At 53.3% G+C, this 12,188-nt stretch carries 13 protein-coding genes; 7 read left to right on the top strand and 6 right to left on the bottom strand.

What is annotated here, in order from left to right; translation table 11 throughout:
• Positions 1-7: 7 nt before the first annotated feature.
• Together AINA4_RS07550 and AINA4_RS07545 are read right to left on the bottom strand one after the other, a co-directional pair.
• Positions 8-1,702, bottom strand: coding sequence for an AarF/UbiB family protein (locus AINA4_RS07550; protein WP_281787662.1), 1,695 nt, complete (start codon positions 1,700-1,702; stop codon positions 8-10).
• Positions 1,703-1,741: 39 nt separating this feature from the next.
• The gene (locus tag AINA4_RS07545; protein WP_281786804.1) at positions 1,742-2,287 is read right to left on the bottom strand and encodes a PadR family transcriptional regulator; all 546 of its coding nucleotides are present in this window, start codon (positions 2,285-2,287) and stop codon (positions 1,742-1,744) included.
• 107 nt (positions 2,288-2,394) lie between these two features.
• On the opposite strand from AINA4_RS07545, the gene AINA4_RS07860 reads away from it, so the two are divergent.
• A complete protein-coding gene (locus AINA4_RS07860) occupies positions 2,395-2,538 on the top strand; it encodes a DUF2256 domain-containing protein (protein WP_348773310.1) in 144 nt (47 codons plus the stop codon).
• A gap of 49 nt (positions 2,539-2,587) precedes the next feature.
• A complete protein-coding gene (locus AINA4_RS07540; protein WP_281786803.1) occupies positions 2,588-3,673 on the top strand; it encodes an alpha/beta fold hydrolase in 1,086 nt (361 codons plus the stop codon).
• 18 nt (positions 3,674-3,691) lie between these two features.
• On the opposite strand, the gene AINA4_RS07535 is transcribed toward AINA4_RS07540, so the two are convergent.
• Positions 3,692-4,270, bottom strand: coding sequence for a DUF1349 domain-containing protein (locus AINA4_RS07535; RefSeq protein ID WP_281786801.1), 579 nt, complete (start codon positions 4,268-4,270; stop codon positions 3,692-3,694).
• A gap of 112 nt (positions 4,271-4,382) precedes the next feature.
• Here AINA4_RS07535 and AINA4_RS07530 point away from each other — a divergent pair, with 112 nt between their 5' ends.
• The 4 genes from AINA4_RS07530 to AINA4_RS07515 are packed head-to-tail and all read left to right on the top strand — an operon-like array spanning position 4,383 to position 8,243.
• Positions 4,383-6,077: a circularly permuted type 2 ATP-grasp protein gene (locus AINA4_RS07530; protein WP_281786799.1), complete on the top strand. Its 1,695-nt coding sequence runs from the start codon at positions 4,383-4,385 to the stop codon at positions 6,075-6,077.
• Positions 6,071-7,000 (top strand): alpha-E domain-containing protein, encoded by a 930-nt coding sequence (locus AINA4_RS07525; protein ID WP_281786798.1) that lies wholly within the window; start codon positions 6,071-6,073, stop codon positions 6,998-7,000. The genes AINA4_RS07530 and AINA4_RS07525 overlap by 7 nt, the downstream gene beginning before the upstream one ends.
• Positions 6,997-7,842, top strand: coding sequence for a transglutaminase family protein (locus AINA4_RS07520; RefSeq protein WP_281786796.1), 846 nt, complete (start codon positions 6,997-6,999; stop codon positions 7,840-7,842). The genes AINA4_RS07525 and AINA4_RS07520 overlap by 4 nt, the downstream gene beginning before the upstream one ends.
• Positions 7,843-7,880: 38 nt before the next feature.
• Positions 7,881-8,243: a rhodanese-like domain-containing protein gene (locus AINA4_RS07515; RefSeq protein WP_281786795.1), complete on the top strand. Its 363-nt coding sequence runs from the start codon at positions 7,881-7,883 to the stop codon at positions 8,241-8,243.
• Positions 8,244-8,289: 46 nt separating this feature from the next.
• Here AINA4_RS07515 and AINA4_RS07510 read toward each other — a convergent pair whose 3' ends face one another.
• On the bottom strand, positions 8,290-9,711 hold the full coding sequence (locus AINA4_RS07510; protein WP_281786794.1) for a deoxyribodipyrimidine photo-lyase: 1,422 nt from the start codon (positions 9,709-9,711) through the stop codon (positions 8,290-8,292).
• 184 nt (positions 9,712-9,895) lie between these two features.
• Positions 9,896-10,513 (bottom strand): winged helix-turn-helix domain-containing protein, encoded by a 618-nt coding sequence (locus tag AINA4_RS07505; protein WP_281786793.1) that lies wholly within the window; start codon positions 10,511-10,513, stop codon positions 9,896-9,898.
• 236 nt (positions 10,514-10,749) lie between these two features.
• Here AINA4_RS07505 and tadA point away from each other — a divergent pair, with 236 nt between their 5' ends.
• Positions 10,750-11,220: a tRNA adenosine(34) deaminase TadA gene (gene tadA / locus AINA4_RS07500; RefSeq protein ID WP_281786792.1), complete on the top strand. Its 471-nt coding sequence runs from the start codon at positions 10,750-10,752 to the stop codon at positions 11,218-11,220.
• On the opposite strand, the gene AINA4_RS07495 is transcribed toward tadA, so the two are convergent.
• Positions 11,217-12,179 (bottom strand): cation diffusion facilitator family transporter, encoded by a 963-nt coding sequence (locus AINA4_RS07495; protein ID WP_281786791.1) that lies wholly within the window; start codon positions 12,177-12,179, stop codon positions 11,217-11,219. The two genes, tadA and AINA4_RS07495, sit on opposite strands and share 4 nt — an antisense overlap.
• Positions 12,180-12,188: the final 9 nt, after the last annotated feature.

Genomic DNA, 12,188 nt, shown 5'->3' with positions numbered 1-12,188 from the left:
AAACTGCTTAGGGCAGTGGTCCTCGTCGAGCAATCACGTCCGCGAAGAGTGCATGCAAAAGTGGAAGTGCTGAGGTAATCATCAAGATGGTGCCAAGAGTTTCATCTCTTTCCATCACCATCAGCCCACCAATAAAGAAGACACCGAAGAGCACGGCGGAAACGACTCTGCGCACTGCCCGGTTCAATGCAGATGTTCTCTTTTCCAGTTCAGGATTTCTGAGGGTGAGCTGCCCAAGTTCTGCTCGCGTGATGAGCGAATCCACACGCTTGGGCAATCGAGCTAGCAGGGCGAGCGAGCTCAGCCCGTCGCGCAGGAATGCTTGAACAACATTGCCCCCCTCGGCGCGGATGAGCTTGGCAGAGTAGGGCTCGATAGCATTCCAGATGTTGAACTGTGGGTTCACTGAGCTACACACCCCAGAGGTGAGCGAGATAGCTCGGATAACAAGCAAGAAGTTCTCGGGGAACTGGAACGGGAGTGCGCGCACAATGTCAGAGAACTCATTGACGAAGGCTTTGAATTCCCGGGGGTCAATAGTTTGAAGCTCGACGAAGCTCACTCCACCGAAACGATCAAAGACTTTGGTGAGCGCCCGCTCGAGTTCGACGGTGTCAGCTGTGGGCATGAGAACACCAATTTCACGCATTCCTTCCACCATGCCTGCGCCGTCGCGAGATGCAGCAGCAATCACGGTTGTTCGCAGCGCGCGACCAAGGCTGCTGGGAACTTCACCCATCATGCCAAAGTCGATAAAGGTCATTCTCCACGTCAGGCCGTTTTCATCTGGCTCTGCCAGCGGCTGAATGAAGATGTTGCCAGGGTGTGGGTCGGCGTGGAAGAAGCCGTGAATGAAAACCTGGTCAAACATGACCGCGGCAAACTCGTTGGCAACATCTTCGGGTTTGATGCCTGCTGCTGTGAGCGAATCGAGGTCAGTGATTTTGATATTGGTGACATCTTCTTGAGTGAGGACCCGACGTGTTGATCGTTCCCACACCACCTGGGGAACGCGAACGCGAGGGTTGTCAGCAAAGTTCTCTGCGAAGCGTTCAGCATTAGCCGCCTCGTTGAGGTAGTCAATTTCTTCTAGACAGGTTTGTGCAAACTCATCCATTAACGCGGGTGCGTCAGCACGCTTGTTGACCAAACTGATTCTGCTGAGCCAACCGGCAACGCGTCGCAAGGCACTGAGGTCAACTTCAACAATTTGATCAATTCCCGGCCGCTGGATTTTCAAAATGACATTGAGTATTCCAGTGTCTTCGGCATCGAGGTCAGAAAGCGTTGCGCGGTGGACTTGCCCCAGTGATGCTGCAGCCAAGGGTTCAGGGTCAACTTGGCTGAATATGCTCTCCAGGGGCATGCCAAGTTCTTTTTCCGCTAGGGCACGAATGAGGTCGAAGGGCACAGCAGGAACTTCGTCCTGCAATCCTTCGAGCTCTTTGGTAATGACCGGTGGTAAGACATCGAGGCGCGTGGACATAAATTGTCCCAGCTTGATAAGCAAGCCGCTGAGGTCTAGGGCCAGCTTTTGGAAGCTGCGCGCGATGTTTTTGAGTCTGTTTGTGCGGGTGCGGTTGGCAACGCTGGCCAAACCAAGGCGCGGCAGGACGAGTTCATACCACCATAGAGACGCGAGATGCCTGGCGGCGAAGCGCAGAATTCTGCGATAGCGCGCTCGTGATTGGCGAGCAGTCATCTGCTCGCTAGCGATGCCTTCGCTTGGGGTACCCACCCCTTAATTGTGCGTCACAATTGCGGAAAGTTTTTTCGCAGTTTCCTCGAGGAGTGCGGTTGCGTCCTCCATCTGGGATGCATTTCCTAACCGGGCAACGTCTGCAGCAGCTTTTGCCACGCTTACTCCCGAGCGAGCCAGAGCACCGCGCGGTCCTGCGGGTCGATCAAATCCGGTCTCCCAGGGAGCTGGAGATTCAGACTCGGCCGCGGCTACTTCTTTACCCTCCGCGGTCAGGGAGTATGTTCGGCGACCTTTGGTTTCCTTGACCTCGAGTAATCCTTCATCCACCAGGAGCTGGAGGGTGGGATAAACCGAGCCAGGGCTGGGTTTCCAGGCGCCACCGCTACGGGTCTCAATCTCGTTCATGATTTGGTAGCCGTGCATCGGTGATTCGTTCAAAAGTCTTAAAACGGCAGAACGCACATCGCCACGGCGCATGCGCATGTCCACATTTCGTTTGAACTGTCCGCCGAGGTCTTCCAAGGTTTGCAACGCAGAAGAAAGTGACCAGTCAGTGCTGGAATTCTTTGTCCAAGAGTCTTTCACGTTGTTCTCCTTTACTACTTTGCGAACACTTAACGATATATCGCCCACAAGAGGTGATAAAACTCGTGAATAACAATTCACAGCAATTACTCAACTACATTGGGGGAATGCCCCGCACTGCACAAACAAAGAATGGCTTCGCGCCCAAAGTATGTGAGCGCTGTGGTCTGCCTTTCGAATGGCGGAAGAAGTGGGCACGTGACTGGGAGAACGTGAAGTATTGCTCGCAGAAGTGCAAATCGGGCAGTTAACTCACAGGAACGAATTTCTATACTGAACGTATCGTCAAGAAAGGCCAACATGAGCACTGTCTTAATCCATCACGAGAAAATCGAAACGTCGATTGCTGGTGCTCAGGCGTATCGAATTAGATACCGTTCGGCTGATCTCCACGGAAACGCAACCGAGTCAACGGGAATCGTCGTGGCCCCAACAGCGCCAGGTGAAAACCGCAAAGTCATGACCTGGGCCCATGGCACGACAGGTATGGGTGATGCAGCGTGTCCTTCAGCTCAGCCGGACCCAGCACGCGAACTAACTCTGTATTTTGACTCTGGTTCTGTCACATCAATTGATTACGGAGTTCCAGGACTACAAAAATTTATCGACGAGGGTTGGGTGGTTGTCGCTACTGACTACCAAGGACAGGGCACACCAGGAATTCACCAGTACACCGTGAACCGGACTAATGCCTTGGATTCCGTAAACATTGTCAAAGCTGCCCGTGAGTTACCTGTCGGGGCAGGAACCAAGTTCGGATTCATTGGATGGTCGCAGGGAGGTGGCGCGCTCGCGGCCGCGGAACTTGATGCTGCTGATTATGGCGATCTCGAAATCGTCGGAGGCGTGGGAATGTCTCCCGGAGTACCTTCCATCGCACTTAAGCTTCCTGGCATCGGATCAGCTCTTGCAGGTTCAGGCACACCCACCCCACCAGATGGACACCTCTTTATGATTCTGGGAGCAATGCCTGCCGCATTCCCAGACAGGTTGTCTCTCAAGGATGTCTTTACTCCTTTGGGTATCAAGATGTTTGAAGAAAACTGGAACACCGCTCCCGTTCACCACTTCAGTGACATCCTCATGCGGAACTTCCATCTCAGTGGCCCAATGATTCAGGTCAATAAAGAAAAACTTCCCACCTGGTTTGCGGCATTTGAAGAGGCCTCTGCTGCACAAAAGAAGCCTGTTTGTCCCATCCTTGTTTTGATTGATGGGCAAGACCCCAACGGCCCTTGCCCGCTCCCGTGGCAGCTCGGCTACATTGAGGCCATCAAAGCTCTCGGTGGGGATATCACTTCTTCCACATATCCCGACGCAGACCACTTTGCCTTGCCAGGGGCCTCTATCGACGAGGCGCGAATGTGGCTGGACTCTAAGTTCTAGAACGAGGCCTGCAGAACACTATTCGTGCAGAGAAATATCTGCAGGTCCAGTTGTTCGGGAAGTAAATCTCACCGTTAATCCCGATCGCGTGGGACTGGCAACATGAATTCCTGCTTGCCAGGTTAGCTCGGGGTCAAGAGGTGCAACTCTCACAAGTTGCCAGGGTCCCTCGCTGCGCGCGCGAATCGTTACAGCGTCACCCTGTCTGCTCATTCGAAGGTGTATTTCCTGGTGCATCCATTCGGTGACGGGAGCTACTGACCAGTCAGATACTTCTCGCGTGACGACGGCACCCAATTGTGGAGCACCGTCAGCATATTCAACTCCCGCCTTTATCCAATTTCTTTCGTCAGCCCACATCATGAGTCCTGCTTGGTCGAACTGTTGGTCATAATCAAGAATCCAACTTGCTTCCATTGCCGTGCCTTGCGGGAAATCGTTGAGCAGAACGTGACCCGAGTTGTGCACAAACCCGTAGGAGGTGGTGCGCCAGAAGTCGCTACGATCTTTTGCGGTAACGAACAACCCCTCTTCCGTGGCCTCCACTTTTTCAGCAGGATTAAGCCAGGTTCCTTGGGTAATGTCAGCAGCTTCCATGTGACAACGCTAACGACATAATTCCCAATCCTGAAGACAGCTGTGGACACACTTTCCTGTTGATCATTTCGACTGTAATCTTCTTGTAACCAAAGACGGGCAGGATGTAAACATGGCAACCCTGTTTGACGGTTATGGAAACACTCGAGAAACACCTCGTGTGCGCAAGGGTGCAGCTGCGTGGGATGAAATGTTTCCTAAGACCGACAAACCAGGAAACCCTCGGGCTCCTTATAAAGATCTCTATAACGCGCTAGCCCAAATGACGCAGGAAGAACTGCGTGGCCGAACAGAAGCTTTAGCCAGTTCTTATCTTGCTCAGGGTGTGACCTTCGACTTTGCCGGGGAAGAAAGACCGTTCCCTCTCGATGCAGTTCCTCGCGTCATCGAAACTGACGACTGGAACAACTTAGAACGCGGTGTTCAGCAGAGGGTCAAGGTCCTTGAAATGTTTTTGGCCGATGTCTATGGCCCTCAAAATGCCGTCAGAGATGGGGTAATCCCGGCACAGCTCATCAGCAGCTCAAGTCACTATCATCGTCAGGCCGCAGGCATCCGTTCAGCTAACGGTGTGCGAATCCATGTTGCTGGTATCGATTTGATCCGCGATCAGCAGGGAGATTGGCGCGTTCTCGAAGACAACGTGCGTGTTCCATCAGGCGTGAGCTACGTCATTTCTAATCGTCGTGTCATGGCACAAACACTGCCCGAGCTGTTTGTGGAGATGAGTGTTCGCCCCGTAGGCGACTACCCCTACAAACTTCTTCAAGCCCTACAAGCTTCTGCGCCTGAGGGCGTCGATGAACCCACCATCGTTGTGCTGACTCCTGGTGTCTATAACTCTGCATATTTTGAACACACCCTGCTTGCCCGACTCATGGGAGTTGAACTCGTCGAAGGACGCGACCTGTTTTGTTCTAATGGCCGCGTATGGATGAGAACCACGGCAGGCCCCAAACGAGTAGATGTGATTTATCGCCGCGTCGATGATGAATTCATCGATCCACTTCAATTTCGACCAGATTCCATTCTGGGTTCTCCGGGAATGCTGCTTGCCGCACGATTAGGCCATGTCACCATTGCCAACGCAGTTGGCAATGGTGTTGCTGATGACAAGTTGGTGTACACCTACGTTCCAGCACTCACGAAGTACTACCTCGGAGAAGATCCCATACTTCCCAACGTCGATACGTGGCGCCTCGAAGAGCCACAGGCTCTGGAAGAAGTACTGGACCGTTTAGATGAACTGGTTGTGAAACCAGTTGACGGATCCGGTGGAAAAGGTTTGGTTGTCGGGCCGGACGCCTCTGCAGATGAACTCGAAGCACTAAGAAAACGATTGATAGCCGATCCTCGCGGGTGGATTGCTCAGCCGGTGGTTCAGTTCTCCACGATTCCCACTCTTGTGGAGGACGGTATTCGACCTCGCCATGCCGACCTGCGGCCTTTCGCTGTCAATAACGGTGAGGACGTATTTGTTCTCCCCGGGGGCCTCACTCGCGTTGCACTGCCAGAAGGTGAGCTTGTTGTGAACTCGAGCCAGGGCGGTGGGTCAAAGGACACGTGGGTTGTTGGTCCGATTGAGGATCGCCCCGGCAAGGGGACCATTCGCGAGCATGTGAGTGTGTCGGATTTGGTTGCAGACCAAGCAGCTCAGGAAACCGCAGAGACAGAGCTCACATCCACCACGCCGCATGAGTCGCGAGCATCATTACCCTCGGTTTTGCCACAAGATCACGATGAGACAAAGCGCCATCAGCAACAGGAACAGCAGCAGCAGAGCCGTGACGAGGTGGAAGCATGTTAAGTCGTATCGCCGAATCTCTGTTTTGGATTGGCCGCTATGTTGAGCGATCCGACGGCACTGCCCGTATTTTGGATGTTCACTTGCAGCTCCTTCTGGAAGATCCTTGGATAGATGAAGATTCTGCTTGCCGCGCACTGCTGTCAGTGATGGGTACAGATGTTCCTCAAGGGCACCTTGTCACACGTGAAGACGTGATTAATGACCTTGCGGTTGACCGTCAACATCCTGGCTCAATCGCTTTTGCTATTGCCTCTGCGCGAGAGAACGCACGTCGTGCTCGCGAGATTGTGTCCACCGAACTTTGGGAGTGCCTGAACAGCACTAACGCGCGCATTCCCAAGAAACTTGCTGCTGAAAAAACACACGATTATTTCCGCTGGGTTCGTGAGCGTGCTGCACTTGCAATCGGAATTGTTGACTCCGCTACAAGCCATGACGAAGCGTGGCAGTTTTTCACATTAGGCCGTGCTCTCGAGCGTGCAGATATGACCGCCCGTCTGTTAGCGACAAGGTCGCTCACTGACGCCAGCGGTCCGTCTTGGACAACTATTCTCCGAAGCTGTGGCGCCTATGAAGCATACTTGCGCACCTACCGAGGAGTGCCTTCTACTCACAATGCTGCAGAATTTTTGTTAACAGACCGCTTATTTCCTCGTTCCATTTTGTATTCGGTCACAAAAGCCGAAGAGTGTTTGCGCGAGATAGATCCACGCGAGGGCCGTGCGGGAGTTGTCGACGAAGCCCTTCGGCTCTTGGGCGGTATCCGCAGCGAACTCGAATTTCGTCCGATTATTGAACTGATGGATGATCTGCCTGCGCATATGGAAGAAGTCCAGGCAGTCACAAGTGCGGCCAGCGACCAGATTCGTTTGAAGTATTTCCCCACCAGCGCAGTACCTGTGTGGATTGGAGAGACATCATGAGTCGTCTCCGCATTGTTCACCGCACTGGGTTTTCCTATGAACTTCCCGCAACTGCCTCCTACAACGAGGCTCGGATGCTGCCGGTCAATAGCAACGAGCAGTTTGTGCTGCAGGCAAATCTTCAGATTCATCCTGCGGCTGCTCAGCATGGTTACGTTGACTACTGGGGAACACAGGTCAGCACTTTCGAAGTTCTCACTCCACACACGGAGCTTTCTGTCACGGCTACAAGTGTTGTCGAGGTTCGACCTGCTCTGCGGGAGTCACCAGACATGAGCTGGGATGACCTAGCCACTGTCCGGACAAGCACAACAAAGTTTGTGGAATTCACCGAACAGACCCGGCTGACAGAACCACCAGCAGGCGTCATCGATCTTGCCCGTGACATTGCTGATAAACATGACAACCCAGCTGCCACCGCAATGGCAATAGCGGCAGCTGTGTACGACAACATCGAATACACCAAGGGTGTCACCGGTGTTCAAACCACTGCCGCTCATGCTTGGGAAAACAAGAAGGGTGTCTGCCAAGACATTGCCCATGTGACTTTGGGTGCGTTGAGGTCTGTAGGAATTCCTGCCCGTTATGTTTCTGGCTACTTGCAGTCAAAGGCCGATGCGGAAATTGGCGAAACAATTGTCGGGGAATCTCACGCGTGGGTGGAATGGTTTACCGGGGATTGGTTTGGTTTTGATCCCACAAACATGCTCCACATCGGGGAGCGCCACGTCTTGATTGCACGTGGCCGCGACTACAAAGACGTCTCACCTTTACGCGGTGTCTATGCCGGGGCGAGCGCCTCAGGTGTTTTTGTGAAGGTCGAGATCACTCGCGAAGCCTAAGTCCATATACCCCTGGGGGTATCTGATACTCTGTGACTATGAAGAAAATCATCACTCTTTTCGCACTCGTCATGACTGCGTTGGTCGCCCTCACTGCATGTGCACCAACGGCCCAACCGGTCACACTCGGTTCCAATGCCATTGTGATTGATGTTCGCACTCCCTCTGAATACTCAGAAGGACACTTGGAAGGTGCAGTCAATATTGACGTTCAGTCACCTGACTTTGCCTCAATTTTGAGCCAGCTTCCCACCGACGGTGAGTATTACGTTTATTGCCGCTCTGGCAAACGCTCTGCAGCAGCAGTTGAACAGATGAAGGCAGCAGGATTTACGAACGTTACAGATGTCGGTTCTAAAGAAAACGCGTCAGCGGCAACCGGTATCCCGATAGTTCAATAGCAATTCATTACTCATCAAGAACCCCGCTCCTGGCGGGGTTCTTGTGTTAAAGGTCCACGACAGGTGGACGAATCTGGCGAGGAATATCACCAAGAGTTTTGAACGCCTCAAGAGCTCGATTTCGTGTCTCTAACAAATCAATAATTGGTTCGGGGTATCCACTGAGCATGGGGTGCTCATAGTCACCTAAGTAGCGGTGAAGATATTCACTCTTGGGGTCGAATTTCTCTGCTTGGAGCATGGGGTTGAAAACACGGAAGTAGGGTGCTGCGTCAGCACCGCTACCAGCAACCCACTGCCAAGAGGCAGCGTTGTTGGCTGGGTCGGCATCAACCAAGGTGTCCCAGAACCACGCTTCACCGATACGCCAATCGATAAGCAGGTTCTTGATCAGGAAGGAAGCGGCCACCATACGGACTCGGTTGTGCATGTAGCCGGTCTGCCACAGCTCACGCATGCCCGCGTCGACCAGAGGGATACCTGTCCTTCCTTGCTGCCAAGCATCAAGAATGTCTGGGTCTGCTTGACCCCAGGGGAAGTGATCAAAGCGGGCATCAAAATTAACGGTGGCTAGCTCTGGCCAGTGATAAAGCAGGTGGTAACTGAATTCACGCCAGCCAAGCTCGGAGAGGAATTTGGTGGCATTGGTTGTGATCTCGGGAGTATTGCCCATCTTGCGGCGGAATTCATCTGTGGCATGCCAGATCTGGAACGGGCTGATTTCTCCCCAGCGCAGGTGGGGAGAAAGCTCACTCGTGGAATATTCCGAAGGGAAGTCACGACCCTTGGCGTATCTGGTGATGCGCGAATCAAAGAAGCGATCAAGAGCTTGATGTGCTCCGTTTTCACCGACGTTCCAGCGGTGGTCGAAGGCGAGAGCCCAGTTCGGGGAAGTGGGAAGCAGATTCCAGGAATCTAGTTCATCACTGGCAGGTTGAGTTGCCGGAGGAGTGAGATTTGTGGGCGCAGGGATGGGTAATCGTGGTGGGGTTGGACGGTTAACACACGACTTCCAGAACGGAGTAAACACGGTGTACGGGGTGTCATTTCCTGTTCGGACTGTCCACGGCTCAAACAAAACATTCGCCTGGAATGATTGGGCGTCAACACCTGAAGCCTTGGCATATTCCTTGATGCTGGCATCCAGGTCACGTTCTGGTTTGCCATAGCGACGGTTCCAGTACAACGCACTGGCATTGGTCTCACGTATGAGGCCTCGAATAATGTCTGCCGAGGCACCCTGCTTGAGAATGAGTTCTCCGCCTAGGCGCCGCACTTTGTCCGAGAGTGCAACCAGGCTGTGGTGAAGCCACCATTTCGTTGCCCCACCCAACGGCCTAATCCCCGGGCTCACTTCGTCGAGGATATAGACCACAACAACAGGTTCACCGTGTTCGATGGCTGCAGCTAGGGCAGGGTTATCTGCAACACGGAGGTCATCTCGAAGCCAAACGATTGTGCAGGTCATAGGTACAGCCTAGGCAATAGGAAAGGGCCGATCGGAAGAGGCATCCGATCGGCCCTTGTTTTACACCAAGAGTTTTGCAATCACATTCACGAGGCCACCACAGCAAGCAACGCTCGTACAGTCACTTTATAACGAAAAGGTAACGACAGGGAAGTAATTTTTCTGAGGGTTACCTGTGAATGATTTAGAACAGATCTGGACTGGGGGTTCCTGCGTGCATGACGGTCACGTCAGCGTGCTGGTCATAGCGGTAGCCAACACCACGAACTGTGCGGACGATGTCCTCGAAGCGGCCCAGCTTGGAACGCAGGCGTCGCACGTGAACGTCAATCGTGCGCTCATTAGGAATATCGAGGTCATCCTCGCGCCACAAGGCTTTGATGATATCTTCGCGGCTGATGGTCTCGCCTTTGTGAACGACAAGGAACTGCAGCAGTTCAAATTCCTTGAAAGTTAGCGGTGCTGCTTGGTAGTCGATAAGCACACGCTTGCGGGAGATGTCTACTACGACACCTCCGTCACCGTCGGAAGGCTCGTACTCATCCTCAGGTTTGTACTTTGCCACCGCCGAAGGCTCCTGCAGTGCCAAACGAACTAAATCAACTTGGCGCCCCTTTGAATTCGCAGGAGCTAACGCTACAGCGGCATAGGTTTCGGTTCCGGGGACAAGTTCGTTGGTGAGCTTCTTAAGTGCTTCGACAACCTTGCCGAGATCGAGACCGCGCTCAGCGGCGCTGGCTTCATCAAGCCCAACATATAAGGCAAAGCCTTTAGGCTGAGGGCGTTCGTGGGGAGTTGACATCTGGGGAATCCTTTGTAGTGCCGTAAAACATCGAGCCAGCTAAACACGGGCGATGTGTTGAAAGTCGAGAGATGGAGCGAGGAAGGTTAGTTGCTGCAACACATTCGACGGCAGGCACAGCTCATCACGGCCATCATGCCGCGGTCACCACAGGTGGTGTGAGCTCCGTATGTCATAGAGATAAGTTAACCGGACGTAGCTAAACCCTGTCAAATAAGCCGATATAGGCTGAAAGCATGGCTGTCCCCACCTCTGCAGAGCGCAAAGCCCAGATGGAGCTTGCACTTGAACAAGCACGTGTCTGTGCACACTCCGATGACGTTCCTGTGGGAGCAGTCATCCTGGACGCCGCAGGTGAGGTTATTGCAACCGGCAGAAACACTAAAGAGCGAGACGACGACCCTCTCGGCCACGCTGAAGTGATGGCTATCAGAGCTGCTGCAGCCAGCTTAGGAAGTTGGCGCTTGGATGACTGCACCCTCATTGTGACGCTGGAACCCTGTGTGATGTGTGCGGGAGCAATACTTGCTGCACGCATCCCCACCGTTGTCTACGGAGCGTGGGATGAAAAAGCAGGTGCAGCAGGATCAGTTTTTGATCTGCTTCGTGACCGCCGGCTCAACCACCAGGTTGAAGTGATTTCGGGTGTTCGTGCCGAAGAATGCGGGCAGTTATTGACTGAGTTCTTCCGAGAAAAACTAGGTTAGTCGGTTCCCTTAATCACAATGGCATCCGTTGCCAGTGACTCAGTCCGGTCAACCCGTGCCACGTCCGGTTCGAGATAAATCACCCGAGCTGCCGGCACACTTTCGCGAACACGACTCTCAATGGTGTTAATTGCCTGAGCTACCTCAGAGAAGCGGAGCTCTGCCGGGAAAGCTAACTTAGCTGCGACCAAGAATTCATCAGGGCCAAGATAGAGGGTCTTCATGTGAATGATTCCGTCGGTTTCACCGCCAGAAATGATGGCTTTCTCAATAGCTTGAACGTCCTCGACACTGGCACCTTCACCAATGAGCAAACTCTTTGTCTCAATGCCCAGGATGATGGCCACCACAATCAACAGAATTCCAATACCGATCGTGCCTAGTGCGTCGAAGAGGCTATCGCCGGTGATTACCGTGAGACTCACACCGAAAAACGCCAGGACAAGACCGAGTAGAGCAGCGGTGTCTTCCAGCAGAACCACAGGCAGTTCGGGTGCTTTTGCGTGACGAACAAATTGAATCCAGGACGCATCACCGCGGTGAGGGTTTGATTCACGGATTGCTGTGCGCAAGGACAGGCTCTCTAGGACGATAGCGATGGAGAGCACCAAGAGAGGGAGCCACCACATCTCGAGAGGTTCAGGATGTTGGAGTTTGTGAAAACCCTCATAGAGAGAAAAAACCCCACCAACGCTGAACAGAATGATGGAGACAACGAAGGCATAGACGTAGCGTTCGCGACCGTAACCGAAAGGGTGCTTGCCATCAGCGCGTTGCTTTGCTCTGCGACCACCAATGAGAAGCAACACCTGGTTACCCGAGTCGGCGAGAGAGTGCACTGCTTCAGCAAGAAGAGAAGTCGCGCCGGAGAGTGCCCAGGCGATGAACTTTGTGGCAGCAATACCCAGGTTTGCGAGCAGTGCAGCAATGATTGCCTTGGTACCGCCTGTTGCACTCATGGACGTATC

This window comes from Aurantimicrobium sp. INA4 (assembly GCF_027924525.1).
Taxonomy (GTDB): domain Bacteria; phylum Actinomycetota; class Actinomycetes; order Actinomycetales; family Microbacteriaceae; genus Aurantimicrobium.
The sequence above is the reverse complement of the archived record's forward strand: the minus strand, read 5'-3'. Positions and strand labels throughout refer to the sequence as shown.

Bases quoted from the DNA above. Each gene is read 5' to 3' on its own strand.
- AINA4_RS07495 (WP_281786791.1), bottom strand. From the start codon at position 12,179: ATGAGTGCAACAGGCGGTACCAAGGCAATCATTGCTGCACTGCTCGCA.
- AINA4_RS07535 (WP_281786801.1), bottom strand. From the start codon at position 4,270: ATGGAAGCTGCTGACATTACCCAAGGAACCTGGCTTAATCCTGCTGAA.
- tadA (WP_281786792.1), top strand. From the start codon at position 10,750: ATGGCTGTCCCCACCTCTGCAGAGCGCAAAGCCCAGATGGAGCTTGCA.
- AINA4_RS07540 (WP_281786803.1), top strand. From the start codon at position 2,588: ATGAGCACTGTCTTAATCCATCACGAGAAAATCGAAACGTCGATTGCT.
- AINA4_RS07550 (WP_281787662.1), bottom strand. From the start codon at position 1,702: ATGACTGCTCGCCAATCACGAGCGCGCTATCGCAGAATTCTGCGCTTC.
- AINA4_RS07510 (WP_281786794.1), bottom strand. From the start codon at position 9,711: ATGACCTGCACAATCGTTTGGCTTCGAGATGACCTCCGTGTTGCAGAT.
- AINA4_RS07520 (WP_281786796.1), top strand. From the start codon at position 6,997: ATGAGTCGTCTCCGCATTGTTCACCGCACTGGGTTTTCCTATGAACTT.
- AINA4_RS07515 (WP_281786795.1), top strand. From the start codon at position 7,881: ATGAAGAAAATCATCACTCTTTTCGCACTCGTCATGACTGCGTTGGTC.
- AINA4_RS07505 (WP_281786793.1), bottom strand. From the start codon at position 10,513: ATGTCAACTCCCCACGAACGCCCTCAGCCTAAAGGCTTTGCCTTATAT.
- AINA4_RS07860 (WP_348773310.1), top strand. From the start codon at position 2,395: ATGCCCCGCACTGCACAAACAAAGAATGGCTTCGCGCCCAAAGTATGT.
- AINA4_RS07525 (WP_281786798.1), top strand. From the start codon at position 6,071: ATGTTAAGTCGTATCGCCGAATCTCTGTTTTGGATTGGCCGCTATGTT.
- AINA4_RS07530 (WP_281786799.1), top strand. From the start codon at position 4,383: ATGGCAACCCTGTTTGACGGTTATGGAAACACTCGAGAAACACCTCGT.